Below are 16,357 nucleotides of genomic sequence, written 5' to 3'. Positions count from 1 at the left end.
GCTTACTTGAAGCGGTAGGTGATACGGCCCTTGGTCAGGTCGTAGGGCGTCATTTCAACGAGCACCTTGTCGCCGGCCAGCACGCGGATGCGGTTCTTGCGCATCTTGCCGGCGGTGTGGGCGATGATCTCGTGATCGTTCTCGAGCTTCACGCGGAAGGTGGCGTTGGGCAGCAGTTCGCTGACCGTGCCGGGAAACTCGAGCAGTTCTTCCTTAGCCATCAGGCCTCTCAACAGGGGTTCAATAGCAACGCGGCCCGCGCGACCCGAAAACGAGTCGTGACGCGAGCCGCGGCTGCGAGGCGGGGCTTATAGCGCATTCACCCCCCGAACGTCGATGGTGTCCCGAACCGTGCGCGAATCGCGGCCGAAAGCGTGTCGCGAACCTCGCGATAGGCCGCCAGCATGGCGTCGCGCGAACCGTCGTTCACCAGGGTCGGATCGTGGGTGGGCCAGTACTCGATCTCGACGGCGCGATCGCGCGACAGCTCCACCGCCCGGTGCTGGGCCTCGGGCGTCAGCGAGACGACGACGTCGAAGCTGTCGTCCTCCAGCTCGTCGAAGGTCTTGGGCTGATGGGCGGCCACGTCGACGCCCATCTCGTCCATCACCGCCACCACGAAGGGGTCGATCCCCTCCCCCGCCGGATCCGGCTTGAGGCCGCACGAGTCGACATAGGCCCGGGTGCCGTAGAAGCGCTTGAACAGCGCCTCGGCCATCGGCGAGCGCACGCGGTTGTAGTTGCAGGTGAACAGCACCGCATCGGGCAGATCGACCACGATCAGCCCCGCCAGTGCAGCGCGCAGATCAGGGTGAAAAGGCGCCGGGCCGTGTCGAGATCGGTCTTCACCTTGCCGTCCAGCCGCTCGCGCAGCAGGGCCGAGCCTTCGTTGTGCAGGCCGCGCCTGCCCATGTCCAAGGCCTCGATCTGCTGGGGCGTCGAGTTGCGGATCGCCTGGTAGTAGCTGTCGCAGATCATGAAGTAGTCGCGGATCACCCCGCGGAACGGCGACAGCGACAGCAGGTGCCGCTTCTCGTAGCCGCCGCCGGCGATGTCGAGCGCCAGGCGGTTCTCGATCAGCGACAGCTTCAGGTCATAGGGACCGCCCTGCGCCTCGGCCGGCTCGAAATAGTTCTCGTCCAGCAGGTCGAAGATCGCGACCTGGCGCTCCTGCTCCTGGTCGCGCGAGGCCGCGGCCAGCGAATCCTCGTCGATGGCGATCGTCTTCAGGAAGTGCTTGGGCGCGTCTGACATCGTACGGCGAGATTTGCCTGTCAGCCCTTCGAAGGCAACCGAATGGATGCCGACAAGGCGTGGGCCGGCAGGCCTTCGGCCTCCGCCAGCGCCGCGGTGTGCGGACCCAGGATGCCGAACGAGGCCGCGTCGCACTTCACGATCGAGGTGCGCTTGATGAAGTCGTAGATCGACAGGCCCGACTGGAAGCGCGCCGCGCGGCTGGTGGGCAGCACGTGGTTGGAGCCGGCCACGTAGTCGCCGATGGCTTCCGGCGTCAGGCGGCCCAGGAAGATCGCGCCGGCGTGGCGCACCCGGTCCGACAGGGCCTCCGGGTTCTCCATGGCGAACTCGACGTGCTCGGGGGCGATGGCGTCCACCAGGGCCGGGCTCTCGTCCAGCGGGGCGATGATCACCGCGCCGTGGTCGCGCCACGAGGCGGCGGCGTCCTGCCCGGTCGACAGGGTCTTCAGGCGCTCGGCCACTGCGGCCTCGACGGCGGCGGCGAAGGCTTCATCGTCGGTGATCAGGATCGACTGGGCGGCCGGGTCGTGCTCGGCCTGGCTGAGCAGGTCGGCGGCGATCCAGTCGGGATTGTTCTGGGCGTCGGCGACCACGACGATCTCCGACGGACCGGCCAGGGCGTCGATGCCGACCACGCCGTACAGGCGGCGCTTGGCGGCGGTGACATAGGCGTTGCCGGGACCGACGATCTTGTCGACCGACAGGATGGGGCCGGCCCCATAGGCCAGGGCGGCCACGGCCTGGGCCCCGCCCACGCGCCAGATCTCGGTGACGCCGGCTTCCTTGGCCGCCGCCAGCACCGCCGGCTGCAGCTTGCCGGGCGGGGTGACCATGGCGATGCGGTCGACGCCCGCCACCTGGGCCGGCACGGCGTTCATCAGCACGGTCGAGGGATAGGCCGCGCGGCCGCCGGGCACGTAGACGCCCACGGCCTCCAGCGGCGTCCAGCGCCAGCCCAGCTCGACGCCGGCCTCGTCGGTCCAGGCCTGGTCGGCCGGACGCTGGCGGCTGTGATAGGCGCGGATGCGTTTGGCGGCGAAGGCGATGGCCTCGCGAACATCCTGCGAGCACTCGGCGGCGCCCGCCTCGATCTCTTCGGCGGTGACGCGCACGGTGTCGGGCGTCAGCTCAACCTTGTCGAAGCGGCGGGTGTAGTCGAGCACGGCGTCGAGACCGCCGTGTCGCACGGCCTCCAGCACATCGGCGGCCGCGGCGTCGACGTCGGCGGGCGAACCGCGGCGCTCGTCGAGGAAGGCCTTGAAGGCCTGGGCGAAGTCGGGGCTGGAAAAGTCAAACCGGCGCATGGCGCCTAGATGCGCGTTTTTACGGCGGGGGCAAGGGACATTTGACGTCCCCTTCTCCCCTTGCGGGAGAAGGTGTCGCCGAAAGGCGACGGATGAGGGGTCTCTCAAAACCAGTCGCCGCGACCAGTCGCACCGCCGCCGCAGCGGCGCCGATCATCGACCCCTCACCCGACCTCGCTCCGCGAGGCCACCCTCTCCCGCAAGGGGAGAGGGATCAAGAAAGCTTCAGATCCAGCCCGGCTTGCGCTTGGCCAGGAACGCTCGCACGCCTTCCTGACCCTCGTCAGAGACCCGGCGGCGGGCGATGCGGCGGGCGCTGTCGTCGATCAGGCCGCGATCGATCTTCTCGAAGGCGAAGTCGTTGACCAGCGCCTTGGCGTCGCCGATCGCGCCCGGGGCGCAGACGACCACTTCCTCGATCAGAGCGTCCTGCGCCGCGACCAGGCCCTCGACGTCGTCGAACACCTCGTCGACCAGGCCGTAGCTCCAGGCCGCGTCGGCGTCGAACACCCGGCCGGTGGCGAACAAAAGCTTGGAGGTGCGCGGACCCAGGGCGGCGATCACGTACGGGCTGATGGTGGCCGGGGTCAGGCCCAGCTTCACCTCCGAGAAGGCGAACTTCGCATCCGCCGTGGCCAGCGCGTGGTCGCAGGCGGCCACCAGGCCGGCGCCGCCGCCGAAGGCCGCGCCCTCGACCAGGGCCACGGTCAGGGCCGGAATGTCGTGCAGGGCCTTAAGCATCCGCGCCAGCTCCAGGGCGTCGGCGCGGTTGTCGTCCTCGTCCCACTCGGCCGCGGCGGCCATCCATTCCAGATCCGCGCCGGCGCAGAACGTGCCGCCCACGCCGCGCAGGAACACGATCCGCACGCCCTCGGCCCCGTGCAGGGTCTCGAACGCCTGAGCCAGAGCGGCGATGGTCTCGCCGTCGAAGGCGTTCTTCTTCTCAGGCCGGTTGATCCACACCGTCACCGCCCCTTCGGGCGTGGAGTCCATGTGGACCAGCGGGCTCATGGCGTCGGTGTCCGGCACCTCGACGATCGGGTCGGCGATGGGGTTGGTCATGAGCACGCTCCTTCTAATCGGAAGTCTAATGGTACGCCCAAAGCAGAGGTTCCGCTTGCACGGTCACATCCTGAAGACGCCGAAGGTCGTCTCCGGAATCGGCGCGTTCAGGCTGGCCGATATGGCCAGGCCCAGCACGTCTCGGGTTTGAGCCGGATCAATGATCCCGTCGTCCCACAGCCGCGAGGTGGCGTGGTACGGATTGCCCTCGTCCTCGTAGCGCTGGCGGATCGGGGCCTTGAAGGCCTCGGCCTCTTCGTCGGTCCAGGTGGCGGCGTCGCGGTGGACGGTGGCCAGCACGCTGGCGGCCTGCTCGCCGCCCATCACCGAGATCCGCGAATTGGGCCAGGTGAAGAGGAAGCGCGGGCTGTAGGCCCGGCCGCACATGCCGTAGTTGCCGGCCCCGAAGCTGCCGCCGATCAGCACCGTGAACTTCGGCACCTCCGCGCTGGCCACGGCCGTCACCAGCTTGGCGCCGTCCTTGGCGATGCCGCCGGCCTCGTACTTGCCGCCGACCATGAAGCCCGAGATGTTCTGCAGGAACACCAGCGGGATCTTGCGCTTGCAGGCCAGCTCGATGAAGTGCGCGCCCTTCAGCGCGCTTTCCGAGAACAGCACGCCGTTGTTGGCCAGGATCGCCACCGGCTGGCCCCAGATGCGGGCGAAGCCGCAGACCAGGGTCGTGCCGTACAGCGCCTTGAACTCGTCGAACTTGGAGCCGTCGACGATGCGGGCGATCACCTCGCGCACGTCGTAGGGCGCGCGCACGTCGGTCGGCACGACGCCGTAGATGTCTTCGGGATCGTAGAGCGGCGGCTCGGCGTCGGCGATCACCGCCTCGTGCCGTTTCTCGGCGTTCAGGTTGGCGACGATCGAGCGGACGATCTCCAGCGCGTGCTCGTCGTCGTCGGCCACGTGGTCCACGACGCCCGAGCGGCGGCCGTGGGTGTCGGCGCCGCCCAGTTCCTCGGCCGAGATGACCTCGCCGGTCGCGGCCTTCACCAGCGGCGGGCCGGCCAGGAAGATGGTGCCCTGCTCGCGCACGATGACGGTCTCGTCGCTCATCGCCGGCACATAGGCGCCGCCGGCCGTGCACGAGCCCATGACGCAGGCGATCTGGGCGATGCCCCGGGCGCTCATTCGCGCCTGGTTGAAGAAGATGCGGCCGAAGTGGTCGCGGTCGGGGAACACCTCGGCCTGGTGGGGTAGGTTCGCGCCGCCGCTGTCGACCAGATAGACGCACGGCAGGCGGTTCTGCTCGGCGATCTCCTGGGCGCGCAGGTGCTTCTTCACCGTCATCGGGAAATAGGCGCCGCCCTTCACCGTGGCGTCGTTGGCCACGATCATCACCTCGCGGCCCGACACCCGGCCGATGCCGGCGATGATCCCCGCGCCGGGCGCCTCGCCCTTGTACAGGTCGAAGGCGGCCAGCTGGCCGATCTCCAGGAACGGCGAGCCCGGATCGAGCAGGCGCTCCACCCGTTCGCGGGGCAGCAGCTTGCCACGGGCGGCGTGCTTGCTGCGGGCGCTCTCCGAGCCGCCCAGGGCCGCGGTCGCGACCCTTTCGCGCAGTTCCTCCACCAGGGCCGTGTTGTGGGCAGCGTTTTTCGCGAACGAAGCGCTGTTCTTGTCAATAAGCGTGTTCAGCTTCGGCATAAGCGAGGCATAGCCTTTTCCGTTTCCATTCGAAAGCGGCGATATTTCACCCTCATTGGCAAAGCTCGCCGGTTCCGTTTAGCGTCCGTCCCGTGGTCACCCTACCCTACTTCATGGCCGACACGGCCCTGGCCCGGCTGTTCGCGCGCGAAGGGCGCGAGGGCGACGCCGCCTGGTTCTCCCTGCCCGGCGGCTCCCTACTCTATGCGCCCGGCGAGGCCTCCGACCACCTCTACTTCCTGCGCACCGGCCGCCTAGGAGCCTTCAGGCGCGAAGAAGGCCAGGAGCCGCAGTTCCTGGGCGTGATCCGTCCAGGCGAGCCGGCCGGCGAGATGGCGATGATCGCCGGCGCCCCGCACTCGGCCCACATGGTGGCCCTGCGCGATTCCGAGGTCCTGGCCCTGCCCCGCACGGCCTTTTTCGAGGCGGTGGAGCAGGACCCCGACGTGATGATCGAGCTGTCGCGCCTGATGATCCGTCGCGCCCGCCAGGCCGGCGCCCACGCCTCGATCGGCGATCCTTCGGTCTACGGCTTCATCGCCGCCAGCGACGGCCCGCCGATCCGCCCGATCGTCGAGCGCATCGCCCGCTGCATCGCCTCGCTGGGCTACGCCGTCACCGTCGAGGGCGGCGAGAACCTGCTGGCCCCCACCGAGTGGTTCAGCCGCGTCGAGCGCACCCACGACTTCGTGCTGTATGTCGCCGAGACGGGCGAGACGGCCTGGAAGCACGTGGTCGGCCGCCAGGTCGACCGATTGTTCCGGGTCGGGCGCGGCGATCGCGCCCCGCCGGGGGAACTGCCGACCTACGCCTCGCGCCCGCTGCAGGCCCAGCGACTGATCGACCTGATCCTGATCCAGCCGCCCGGCGCCAGGCGGCCGCAGGGCTCGCAGGCCTGGCTGGAGGCCACCGACGCCGCCCGCCTGTTCCACCTGCGCGAAAACGGCCTGGCCGACGTCGAGCGCCTGGCCAGGGTGCTCACCGGCCAATCGGTGGGCCTCGTTCTCTCCGGCGGTGGCGCGCGGGCCTACGCCCATGTCGGCGCCGTGCAGGCCCTGCGCGAGCGCGGCGTGCCGATCGACTTCGTCGGCGGCGCCTCGATGGGCGCCATCGTCGCGGCGGGCCTGGCCATGGGCTGGGACGACGGCGAGATGGAGACCCGCATCCGCAAGGCCTTCGTGGAGTCCAGCCCGCTCGACGACATCGCCTTTCCCCTGATCGCCATGACCCGGGGCGAGAAGGTCAAGGAGCGCCTGCACGAGCACTTCGGCGACATCGACATCGCCGACCTGTGGCTGCCGTTCTTCTGCGTGTCGTCGAACCTGACCTCGGGGGCCTATCACCTGCACCGCACCGGACCGCTGCACCAGGCGCTGCGGGCCTCGATCTCGCTGCCCGGCGTGCTGCCGCCCGTGGCCGATGGCGAGATGGTGCTGGTCGACGGGGCGGTGATGAAAAACTTCCCCGCCGACGTCATGCGCGCCTTCCAGCTGGGGCCGATCATCGGCGTCGACGTCACCCGCGGCCGCAGCATCACAGCCGACGACATCGTCACCCCGCCCTCGTTCTGGCGCTGGCTGATCTCGGGCGAATGGCGCAAGGGCCCGCCGATCGTCGCCCTGCTGATGCGCGCGGCCACGGTCTCCACCGGCCGCGACCTCGCCGCCAGCCGCGAAGCCAGCGACGTACTGATCACGCCAAGGCTCGAAGGCGTCGACATCCGCGACTGGAGGGCCTTTGAACCAGCCGTGGCCGCAGGCTTCGAAGCCGCCGCCCTGGCTTTGGACAGCCTGGAGGTTCCAGTGACGCAGCTTCGACGCAGAAGTAGCCTGGCGGAGATGGGGTAGTTATTGATCCCTCTCTCTTCGAGAGAGGGAGGGGCCCGCCGCGAAGCGGTGGGAGGGTGAGAGGTTTCACCGTCAGCCGGAAAATCTCGATCCCTTCAACTACGGGCGAAATCCCGCGACTACTGCAAAACACCCAACCAGCCGCGCTCCATTCGGAGAGAGTGTAACCTCTCACCCTCCCATGGCTGCGCCATGGGCCCCTCCCTCTCTCAAAGAGAGAGGGTCAGCACCCCTACCTCCGCGCCACCACGAACAGCCGCGTGAACGGCAGCAGCGTGATCCCGTCGGCCCGCCGGGGATAATCCACCGCCAGTCGCGCCCGCCACGCCGCCAGGAACGCCGCTGTCTCCTCGCCGGGATCCAGCCGCTCCAGATAGGGCCGCAGGCTCGTGCCGGAGGTCCAGTCGACGATCGGGTCCTCGCCCTCCAGGGCGTGGACATAGGTCGTCACCCAGACATCCAGGTCGGACGCCAGGGGCGAGAGCCAGTCGTGATAGGCGCGCGGATCGTGGCCCTGGCGCACGCCGTCCAGCGCCGCCAGCTTGCCGGCCCACGACCCCTGCCCGGCGACCTCGCGCAGGCTGCGCCGCCAGCCGGCGTCCTCGACCTGCGGAATCTGGCAGGCCAGCACCCCGCCGGGCGCCAGGCTTTCCAGCAGGCGCGGGAACAGCGTCTCGTGCCCGTCGAGCCATTGCAGCGCGGCGTTGGTGAAAATCAGGTCCGGCGCGACCTGCGGCCGCCAGGCGTCGATGTCGCCCAGCACCCAGTCGACATCCGCCCCCTGCCCCCTGGCGCGGTCCAGCATCTGCGGGCTCGAATCCAGGCCATGGACCACGGCGTCCGGATGCCGCGCGGCCAGCAGGGCGGCGTGCTCGCCCGGACCGCAGCCCAGGTCCCAGATCTCCTTCGGATCCAGGTCGCGCGGGATCTTCAGCATCAGGTCCAGCGCCGGCCGGTCGCGATAGGCGCGATAGCGGGAATAGACGTCCGGATCCCAGGCAGGCATGGCGGCGACTCTCTGCGACAATTCGCGCACGACCATGGGGGCCCGCGTCGGTTTTGTCGCATATGAAACCATCGACCGGCTTCCTATCTTAAGTGGGTAAGAGCGACGCGAGCCGCGCCGCCCAGTCATCCCGAGGAGCCATCGCCGTGACCCGTACCGCCGCTACCGCCGCCCCCCACGCCCAGCGCTCGCGCGCCGTGGCCCTGGCCGCGCGCGTGAACGGCCCCCGCGTGGCGGTCCTGGCCCTCAACCTTGGTCTCTGGACGATGATCCTCCTGGCCTGGCGCGCCCTCTAGCCAGTCACCAGGAGCGCGGCCCCGGATCGCGCACGGTCCCCCCTTTGCGCGAACCGGGGCTGCCCCCTCTTGCCAAGGCGCCGCCCGCACCCAACCTTAGTTGTGCGTCAGGTTGTGACGCGCAGCCGAAAGGAGGTGATCCAGTGTCTCATTTGTCGATCGCGAACGCGCTGGAACGCTCCGTGAAGACCATGGGTCAAATCTGACCTCCAGCGCCCTTTGCGGACAAATGCCGTCCTTCGGCCGCGCGCCCGAGCGCTGGCCGTGAACGGATCGGAAGCCTCGGACCTCGTCCGGGGCTTCTTTCGTTTTGAACGACGTTCTGTGAATAGAAAATCTCGGCGCGGCGACGCGCCCTGCACGCGGGAACGAGACCCGCGGCGATCAGACTCGCCAGGCGCATTGACGCCCGGCCGAGCCCCCCAGAATACGGAATTCGCCCCGCCCTCTGCAGGACGGGACGGTCAGTGCTTCAAGCGCGTCCCGCAACCCCTTGCGAAACCCGCCTTCCGGAAGCGTAGACCACGGCACGCACACACAACGCCGAGAAACGCGACCAATTCCTGGTAACTTAAGACCGCTATAGACACCGGTTTCTTCGTCGCGCCTGAGCCGCCTTCCGATGGCTCCGGGCGCGCCGCCGAAGCGACCGGCGGGATGACTGTCCCTCCCTGCTGACTACCCCAGACGGCTGGCGGTTTCGGCGGGTCGGTCGGAGCTTGGGAAGGGCCATTGGGCCATCTCCTGTCGCTTCCTCTCGATCCCGATCTTGTCGCCGGCCGGGCGCGCGGACGCGCCGAATGTCGCCACACTGGGCAGGATGAGCGCCAAAATCAAGCACTAATCCCGATTGTTGCAAAAGCATTCCATTATGTGGGAACAAAGTGCTTTAATTGTCACATGAATGAGGCTGCGGGCCTCACGGGCGTAATTTTGTCTCCCGACCGTTGACTCCGCGCTTCCGTTTGGAAATGGATGGATACGCACCGTACGCAGAGACCAAAGGTCCGCGGCGGACGCAGACCGCCTAGACCAGTGTCGCGTGGCCGCATCACGCGCACGATCGCAGAAGATCGAGATACGGACCGCGCAGCGTTTCGCCGCCGTCCGTAGAGGCGTCCGCTCCTTACCCCAGGCCCGCCGTCAGGACTTGCCCTTCAGAGCGCACAGCGCCGCCGGGCCAGTTCCGTCCTTGATCCTCGCGCATCGCAACGGCCCGGGCCCAGGGACTTCCGATTCGACTGCCGGTCTTCGTCGGACGCCCCGCCGCTCAGGTTTTCTCATCTCACGACATTGGGTCGGCCGCCTCGAGAGACGCCGCTGGCCCGGACGGTTTCGCCGTCCACGACTTGGAGGAATACTATGAAGGTCAACACCAAGGCCCGGCGCGACAACGGGCTGATGCGTACTTCGGGCATGGCGGCCATCCTGCTGCTGATCGGCGGCGGCTCGGCCCTCGCCCAGACGGCCCCCGCCCCTGCCCCCGCCCAGGACGCCGGCGTCTCCACCGAGACCGCCGTCGAGGAAGTCATCGTCGTCGGCACCCGCGCCAGCCTCCAGTCGGCCATGGGCCGCAAGAAGCGCGCGAACACCGTCTCGGACTCGATCGTCGCCGAAGACATCGGCCAGTTCCCCGACAAGAACGTCGGCGAGGCCCTGGGCCGCATCACCGGCGTGCAGCTGGCGCGTGACTTCGGCGAAGGCAACGCGGTGTCGATCCGCGGCGTCGAGCCCGACCTGAACCGCGTCGAGATCAACGGCGTGGGCGCCCTGTCGACCGCCGGCAACCTCAGCGTCTACGGCGGCGGCGGCCGCTCGAACGACTTCCGCGAGCTGCCCTCCGAACTGGTCAAGTCGATCGACGTGTTCAAGGGCTTCACCTCCGACATGACCGAAGGCGGCGTCGGCGGCACGGTCTCGGTGACCACCAACAAGCCGCTGGACTTCAAGAAGCCGACCTTCTCGATGACCGCCTCGGGCCAGAAGCTCGACACCCAGGGCGGCTGGAAGCCGCGCGGCAACCTGTTCGGCGCCACCCAGCTGTTCGAAGGCCGCCTGGGCCTTATGGGCAACCTGACCTACGACCGCGTCATCACCCGCGGCGACTACTACGACGGCAACTCGTGGGCCCGCCTGGCCGACTTCGACAACACCGCCGAAAAGACCGTCGAGTACTACAATCCGGCCTACAACCAGACGGTCAACGACTACCTGCGCGGCTTCAACACCGAAGCCAGCTGCGCCAGCGTCGTCACCCCGGACTCGTCGGTGCTGTCGACCTCGCAGGCCCGCACCGCCTGCGAAAGCCAGTGGTACGACTATAGCCCGCGCGTGCCGCGCTACCGCGTCTGGGACCGCGACTCCAAGCGCTCCTCGGCCGAGCTGACCGCCCAGTACAAGTTCACCGACAATCTGACGGCGTACGTCACCTATCAGCGCAACAAGCGCGAAGACGTGATGAACGACATCAACTACGGCACCGGCCTGACGGCGCTCGACGCCCTCAACTACGGTCCCGGCTGCGCCCGCGTGACGCCGGCCACCGCCCAGAACGTCCCGGGCGTGAAGGTCGACGCCAACCACAACGTCACCGAATTCGTCATCGGCGACTGCCTGGGCACCGCCAACCGCGGCGGCAACAACGCCTTCAGCATCTCGTCGCGCGACTTCACCTACGAGACGGACTCCGAGTACGTCACCTACGGCTTCAACTACCAAAACGAGCGCTGGAAGATCGACTTCGTCGGTTCGAACGCCTCGACCGAGACCGTCAGCGAGACCAACAACGCCTCGGTGTCGTTCAACACGCCGGGCCTGAAGGTCACCCTGGCCGACGGCACCTCGGCGCCGATCTTCACCTTCGCCCCGGGCTTCAGCCCGTCGGACGCCGCGGCGGTGAACCAGTATCAGATCCAGTACCGCCCCTCGCAGTCGGCCAACGCCGAAGACCAGTACAAGATCGACTTCGAGTACCGGACCGAACTGCCGATCATCAAGTCGATCAAGTTCGGCGGCCGCTACTCCAACGCGTCGATCTCGGGCTACGGCTACGGCGGTCGCGTCATCGACGGCGGCGCCAACCCGACCAGCGCGCTGGACGACATCGTCATCTACGCCAACTCGGTCAACTCGACCGCCACCGTGGTCAACGGCCAGGCCGCCGACCAGACCAACCCGGTGCTCGGCAACGCCTACCAGACCAGCTACTGGAACTCGACCGAGAACTGGTCGCGCGCCTTCTCCAACCAGGTCTTCGCCGCGGCGATGACCGACCTGCCGTCGAACTTCTACTATGCCGGCAACGGCCTGCCCTCGACCTGGAAGTATCCGACCTTCGCCGGCATCTCCCAGTACCTGGACACCAGCCACTTCAACCTGAACAACCTGTATCAGGGCGTCGGCAACGACGGTAAGACCTACGACCAGATCCCCTACAGCATCGACGAGAAGACCAACGCCCAGTACCTGCGACTGGACTACGGTTTCGACCTCGGCGGCCGTGAGGTGCTGGGCAACTTCGGCCTGCGCCGCGTCTACACCGAGACGTCGTCGACCGGTCAGGTGACCCGCAACGAAACCCGCCTGGTCAACGGCGTCGCCTCGACCAACACGGTGTCCAACAACCAGGTCACGTTCAAGCGCGACTACACGATCTGGCTGCCCAGCTTCAACATCCAGACCTGGCTGATCGACAACCGCCTGAGCGCGCGCGCCGGTTACGCCCAGCTGATGGCCCGCCCGCTGGGCAACTTCATCATCCCGAACGTCACCTGCACCATCAACTACACCAACGATGGTACGTCCGAGGATGGTCCCGACAGCTGCTCGGCCGGCAACCCGGCCCTGAAGCCGTATCGCGCCGACCAGTACGACCTGTCGTTCGAGTGGTACCCCAACACCGACACCCAGCTGTCGGCCGGCTTCTTCTACAAGGACATCAAGTCGTTCTACCTGTCGCAGCGCACCAACCTGGGCCAGCAGGACATCTTCGGCGACGGCGTGCTGTACTACTACAACACCTACATCAACGGCGACGGCGCCAAGATCTCGGGCCTGGAGCTGACCGCCAAGACCGCCTTCACCTGGCTGCCGGGCCTGCTGTCGGGCTTCGGCGTTGACCTGAACTACACCTACCAGAAGGCCAAGGACGTCGGCGTGTTCAGCTCGCTGGACGGCTCGTCCTTGCCCTATCCGGGTCTGTCGGAGCACAGCTACAACGCCACGCTCTGGTACGATAAGGGCCCGATCAACGCCCGCCTGGCCTACAACTACCGTTCGGAATACCTGGTCACCGCCGCGGACCAGTCGGGCAACCCGATCTTCCGCGACCCGACCGGCTACCTGGACGGCAAGATCACCTGGCGCACGCCCGTCGAGGGCCTGTCGTTCTTCGCCGAGGGCAAGAACCTCACGAAGGAAGACGAAACCAGCTGGGCCGGCGACATCCGCCTGATCAACACCGGCTACTCGGGCCGCCGCTTCTTCATGGGCGCCACCTACAAGTTCTAAGGCGTCGCGAGAGCGAAACGAGAAAGCCGTCCCGGGCGACCGGGGCGGCTTTTTCTTTGGTGTTTTAGTCCCTCTCTCATGGAGAGAGGGAGGGGCCCGCGCCGCAGGCGTGGGAGGGTGAGTGGGTACGCTATTAGCAGCAAGGACCCCCAAAGATCGTCATCCCGGAAAGCCCGCAGGGCTTATCCGGGACCCAGGGGACCGGGCTCGAAGCTTGGCTCGAACACTCGGTGGACGCCCCACGCATTGCGCCGGCCCCTGGGTCCCGGGTCTGCGCTTCGCTCCGCCCGGGATGACGGCCGTGAGGTGAAGGTGAAACCGGCCAACTTTGAAACCTCTCACCCTCCCACCGCTTCGCGGCGGGCCCCTCCCTCTCTCCAAGAGAGAGGGTTTCAGCGCTTCCCCTTCTTGCTCAGGTTCAGCTCCACGCCCGCCCGGAACAGCGCCTTCAGCGCCGCCTCGTCGATCGTCGCGCCTTGCGGGATATCGATGGCCCGGCGGGTGTTTCCCTCCAGGCTGGAATTGAACAGCCCCGCCGGATCGGGCAGCGACGCCCCCTTGGCGAAGGTCAGCTTGACGTAGGCCTTGTAGGTCTCGCCGGTGCAGACGATGCCGGCGTGCGACCACACCGGCGTGCCGCGCCACTTCCACTCCTCCAGCACGTCGGGGTCGGCCTCGTGGATCAGGGCCCGGACCCTGGCCAGGGTCTCTCCGCGCCAGTCGCCCAGCGAGGCGATGCGCTCGTCGATCAGCTTGCCGGCTTCCACGCCGCTCAGGGCCTCGCCCGTCGCTCCCGCCTTCATCCGTTCACTCCCTCACAGTTTCTCGCCGGGCAGGGCCGCGGCCTGGCGCACCCAGTCGGCGAAACGGGCCTCGTCCCAGCCCCTATCTTCGTAGATATCGAGATAGCGTACGTTCGCCTGCTTGGACGGCCCCGGCGGCGGCGGCTCCAGGGCCGCGCCCTTGAAGAAGGCGACCTTCACGTACTTCGTCATGCAGTGCAGGCTGAGGAACCAGCCCTCGCCGTCAGGCGCGCCGTAGAACGGCGAGTTCCACCTCACCGCCTTGCGCACGCCGGGAACCTCGCGGGCGACCACGGCGTCGATCCGCTCGCCGACCTGGCGCTTCCAGCCCGGCATGGCGGCGATATAGGCCTGGACCGGCCCGTCGCCGTCGCCCTTGGGGATCTGCGGATTGCCGCCCGATAGCAGCTTCACCGGCGCCGTGTCGTCCGTCATGGCTCAGCCCTTCCTCCGCAAGCGCAGCACATAGGGCAGCGCGAACAGATAAAGTCCCGAGACCAGCAGCAGGATCAACGGGATCAGGGCCAGCAGGCCCACCCAGGCCGCCGGCTGGCCGAGCATACTCATCACGACGATGTAGGTCAGCACACCCAGGGTGAAGGCGATGGAAAGCCAGCGATGGCTCTGGCGGATGAAGCCGCTCATGGTTTTCTCCCTTTGTTTCTAGGGGGTCTCCCCCAACTTTCCACCGAGCTTCCCCGCGAACGCGGGGATCCAAGCCGAGCCGGGATCTGGCGCACGGCCGCGCCTCCCCATGAAAGTCAGCTTGGGTCCCCGCCTTCGCGGGGAAGTACGGATCTTGAAACGTCCCCCCTACCCTTCCTTCGCCAGCAGCCCGTCCAGCTTGTCGAAGAAGGTCTTCCAGCCGGCGTGGGCGCCGCCATAGGCCTGCTTCTGGTCGGGGCGGAAGCCCGCCTGCTCCATGCGCAGGTGCGTACCGCCGGCGGTGGGCGTCAGCGTCAGGGTGACGATGCTTTTCAGGCCATAGGCCGGATCCTCGTGCTCGAAGTCCCAGCGATAGGCCAGCACCCGGCCCGGCTCGAGCGTCAGCACCTCGCAGTCCAGCGTCCCGCCCCACTCGCCCTTCAGCTGGAAGCGGTGGCCGACCTGGGGAGCAAAATCGTTCTTCATCAGCCATTCCTCGATCAGGTGCGGCTGGGTCAGGGCCCGCCACAGCTTTTCCGGGGGATGCGAGAATTCCCGCTCGACGACGGCGGTGCGCGTATCGGTCATTGGTCCATCCTGCTCAGCAGATCCTCGAGGGCGTCGAACCGCCCCTCCCAGAACCGCGCCATCTCTTTCGTCCAGTCCGCCAGCGGCCCGAGAGCCGCCGTGCGCGGGCTGTAGTGGGTCTGCCGGCCCTCGTGCCGGTCGGCGACCAGCCCGGCCGCCTTCAGCGCCGCCAGGTGCTTGGACACCGCCGGCTGCGACACCCCCGCCGTGGCGGTGAGCGCCCCCACCGTCTGCTCGCCCTCGCGACACAGCCGCTCGAACAGGGCCCGACGGGTCGGGTCGGCCAGGGCGCGAAACAGAAGGTCGGTCTGGGTTTCCATGGGTGAAATCGATAACTCGTGGGTTATGTGATTTCTATAACCGGTGAGTTATGAGTGAGTCAATGGGGAGCAGATGCTCCCCCTGAAGGGGGAGCTGTCGGCGAAGCCGACTGAGGGGGAAGGGATTGCGGCGTCTGCGGCCGCCGCTGGCTCATCAGATACTTCCCCCTCCGGCCCTCCGGGCCACCTCCCCCCCCTCAGGGGGAGGGTCTTGGTCGGCGGACCTCCCCCTGTGGGGGAGGCGATCGCGTCAGCGATCGGTGGGGAGTTGGTGGGTGATCGGCCAGCGCCTCGACAGCTGAAAACGGCCCCCCCCCCACCGGCCTTCGGCCGCCTCCCCCAGAGGGGGAGGTTCCTTGGGGGCGGGCGTGGCTTCTCAGCCTCTCGTGGAAACCACGGAAGTTGATGGAGAGGGCGCGGGGCGTCCGGGCTTCGCCCGGATGTGTGAGTTCTAAGTACCGTTTCGACGAAGCTTAAACGCCCCGCGCGATCGTTGTTCCTCAGGCCGGGGCGCGCGGGCGTCTTCAGCCCTGTGCCCCTTCCCCATGCAATGCGCCCCGTTTCTTGGCGGCCAGGCGTGCATGGCGGCGCGAACCCTTGGACGGGCGGGAGCCTATTTGGGCAAGCTCCCGATGGATGGATTTACGTCCCCCATCCTCATTTAAGCCTTCGGGCCCGGCTCACGCCGCTCCCTCAGCCCCGCTCGATCGCATCCACGTCGCCGCTTCGGGCCGGATCCTTGCGCCCTCTCCCCGCGACGGGACTGTTTGAGTGTACGGCGGGTTTCAGCGCGTCTGATCGGCGAGGCTGAGAAAGTTTCAAGGGGTTGAGATCGTTGAATTCTGTCGGCGATACGCCGGGGATCCACGCTGCTCTATCCCCGTCGGGTCTCTCTCCTCACCCGAGAAACGGGGGAGGTGGCGCGCTGCGGATACGCAGCGTGACGGAGGGGGCGACCGCCGGCGCGGCGCCCAGTCTCGGCCCCCCCCCCCCCGCGGGGGGCCCCCCCCCCCCCGAACCGGGGCGGCGGGGGCGGTGAGGCCACCGCCGCGGGCGCGGGTAGA

At 67.9% G+C, this 16,357-nt stretch carries 15 protein-coding genes; 3 read left to right on the top strand and 12 right to left on the bottom strand.

Going from position 1 to position 16,357, the window contains the following annotated elements; translation table 11 throughout:
• Positions 1–2: 2 nt before the first annotated feature.
• The 6 genes from infA to P7A99_RS17720 form a co-directional block, all read right to left on the bottom strand.
• Positions 3–221, bottom strand: a complete 219-nt coding sequence (gene infA / locus P7A99_RS17745; protein ID WP_004617696.1) for a translation initiation factor IF-1 — start codon at positions 219–221, stop codon at positions 3–5.
• Positions 222–319: 98 nt separating this feature from the next.
• The gene (locus tag P7A99_RS17740; protein ID WP_101719481.1) at positions 320–781 is read right to left on the bottom strand and encodes a low molecular weight phosphatase family protein; all 462 of its coding nucleotides are present in this window, start codon (positions 779–781) and stop codon (positions 320–322) included.
• Entirely contained in the window at positions 781–1,254 is a 474-nt protein-coding gene (locus tag P7A99_RS17735) for a UPF0262 family protein (protein WP_277795094.1), read from the bottom strand. Before P7A99_RS17735 ends, P7A99_RS17740 begins: the two co-directional genes overlap by 1 nt.
• 20 nt (positions 1,255–1,274) lie before the next feature.
• Positions 1,275–2,561, bottom strand: a complete 1,287-nt coding sequence (hisD, locus tag P7A99_RS17730; RefSeq protein ID WP_277795093.1) for a histidinol dehydrogenase — start codon at positions 2,559–2,561, stop codon at positions 1,275–1,277.
• A gap of 225 nt (positions 2,562–2,786) precedes the next feature.
• Positions 2,787–3,623, bottom strand: a complete 837-nt coding sequence (locus P7A99_RS17725; protein WP_277795092.1) for an enoyl-CoA hydratase-related protein — start codon at positions 3,621–3,623, stop codon at positions 2,787–2,789.
• 63 nt (positions 3,624–3,686) lie between these two features.
• Positions 3,687–5,279: a carboxyl transferase domain-containing protein gene (locus tag P7A99_RS17720; RefSeq protein WP_277795091.1), complete on the bottom strand. Its 1,593-nt coding sequence runs from the start codon at positions 5,277–5,279 to the stop codon at positions 3,687–3,689.
• Between the two features lie 113 nt (positions 5,280–5,392).
• Here P7A99_RS17720 and P7A99_RS17715 point away from each other — a divergent pair, with 113 nt between their 5' ends.
• Complete coding sequence (locus P7A99_RS17715; RefSeq protein ID WP_277795181.1) at positions 5,393–7,126, top strand: patatin-like phospholipase family protein; 1,734 nt, start codon at positions 5,393–5,395, stop codon at positions 7,124–7,126.
• Positions 7,127–7,358: 232 nt separating this feature from the next.
• Here P7A99_RS17715 and P7A99_RS17710 read toward each other — a convergent pair whose 3' ends face one another.
• Entirely contained in the window at positions 7,359–8,132 is a 774-nt protein-coding gene (locus tag P7A99_RS17710; protein ID WP_277795090.1) for a methyltransferase domain-containing protein, read from the bottom strand.
• A 146-nt stretch (positions 8,133–8,278) separates the two neighbouring features.
• On the opposite strand from P7A99_RS17710, the gene P7A99_RS17705 reads away from it, so the two are divergent.
• Positions 8,279–8,428, top strand: a complete 150-nt coding sequence (locus P7A99_RS17705) for a hypothetical protein (RefSeq protein ID WP_277795089.1) — start codon at positions 8,279–8,281, stop codon at positions 8,426–8,428.
• A gap of 1,362 nt (positions 8,429–9,790) precedes the next feature.
• A complete protein-coding gene (locus tag P7A99_RS17700; RefSeq protein ID WP_277795088.1) occupies positions 9,791–12,937 on the top strand; it encodes a TonB-dependent receptor in 3,147 nt (1,048 codons plus the stop codon).
• Between the two features lie 392 nt (positions 12,938–13,329).
• Here P7A99_RS17700 and P7A99_RS17695 read toward each other — a convergent pair whose 3' ends face one another.
• The 5 genes from P7A99_RS17695 to P7A99_RS17675 form a co-directional block, all read right to left on the bottom strand.
• The gene (locus P7A99_RS17695; protein WP_277795087.1) at positions 13,330–13,740 is read right to left on the bottom strand and encodes a DUF1801 domain-containing protein; all 411 of its coding nucleotides are present in this window, start codon (positions 13,738–13,740) and stop codon (positions 13,330–13,332) included.
• 12 nt (positions 13,741–13,752) lie between these two features.
• Positions 13,753–14,175, bottom strand: coding sequence for a DUF1801 domain-containing protein (locus P7A99_RS17690; protein ID WP_277795086.1), 423 nt, complete (start codon positions 14,173–14,175; stop codon positions 13,753–13,755).
• 3 nt (positions 14,176–14,178) lie between these two features.
• Entirely contained in the window at positions 14,179–14,385 is a 207-nt protein-coding gene (locus tag P7A99_RS17685; protein WP_277795085.1) for a hypothetical protein, read from the bottom strand.
• A 168-nt stretch (positions 14,386–14,553) separates the two neighbouring features.
• Entirely contained in the window at positions 14,554–14,973 is a 420-nt protein-coding gene (locus P7A99_RS17680; RefSeq protein ID WP_277795084.1) for an SRPBCC family protein, read from the bottom strand.
• The gene (locus tag P7A99_RS17675; RefSeq protein WP_116568347.1) at positions 14,970–15,293 is read right to left on the bottom strand and encodes an ArsR/SmtB family transcription factor; all 324 of its coding nucleotides are present in this window, start codon (positions 15,291–15,293) and stop codon (positions 14,970–14,972) included. Before P7A99_RS17675 ends, P7A99_RS17680 begins: the two co-directional genes overlap by 4 nt.
• Between the last annotated feature and the right edge of the window lie 1,064 nt (positions 15,294–16,357).

The organism is Caulobacter endophyticus, from assembly GCF_029543245.1.
GTDB lineage: Bacteria > Pseudomonadota > Alphaproteobacteria > Caulobacterales > Caulobacteraceae > Caulobacter > Caulobacter endophyticus_A.
This window is presented reverse-complemented; position numbering and strand designations above follow the sequence as displayed.

Coding starts and splice junctions, on each gene's coding strand:
- infA (WP_004617696.1), bottom strand. CDS start 221: ATGGCTAAGGAAGAACTGCTCGAGTTTCCCGGCACGGTCAGCGAACTG.
- P7A99_RS17735 (WP_277795094.1), bottom strand. CDS start 1,254: ATGTCAGACGCGCCCAAGCACTTCCTGAAGACGATCGCCATCGACGAG.
- hisD (WP_277795093.1), bottom strand. CDS start 2,561: ATGCGCCGGTTTGACTTTTCCAGCCCCGACTTCGCCCAGGCCTTCAAG.
- P7A99_RS17725 (WP_277795092.1), bottom strand. CDS start 3,623: ATGACCAACCCCATCGCCGACCCGATCGTCGAGGTGCCGGACACCGAC.
- P7A99_RS17720 (WP_277795091.1), bottom strand. CDS start 5,279: ATGCCGAAGCTGAACACGCTTATTGACAAGAACAGCGCTTCGTTCGCG.
- P7A99_RS17715 (WP_277795181.1), top strand. CDS start 5,393: ATGGCCGACACGGCCCTGGCCCGGCTGTTCGCGCGCGAAGGGCGCGAG.
- P7A99_RS17710 (WP_277795090.1), bottom strand. CDS start 8,132: ATGCCTGCCTGGGATCCGGACGTCTATTCCCGCTATCGCGCCTATCGC.
- P7A99_RS17700 (WP_277795088.1), top strand. CDS start 9,791: ATGAAGGTCAACACCAAGGCCCGGCGCGACAACGGGCTGATGCGTACT.
- P7A99_RS17695 (WP_277795087.1), bottom strand. CDS start 13,740: ATGAAGGCGGGAGCGACGGGCGAGGCCCTGAGCGGCGTGGAAGCCGGC.
- P7A99_RS17690 (WP_277795086.1), bottom strand. CDS start 14,175: ATGACGGACGACACGGCGCCGGTGAAGCTGCTATCGGGCGGCAATCCG.
- P7A99_RS17685 (WP_277795085.1), bottom strand. CDS start 14,385: ATGAGCGGCTTCATCCGCCAGAGCCATCGCTGGCTTTCCATCGCCTTC.
- P7A99_RS17680 (WP_277795084.1), bottom strand. CDS start 14,973: ATGACCGATACGCGCACCGCCGTCGTCGAGCGGGAATTCTCGCATCCC.
- P7A99_RS17675 (WP_116568347.1), bottom strand. CDS start 15,293: ATGGAAACCCAGACCGACCTTCTGTTTCGCGCCCTGGCCGACCCGACC.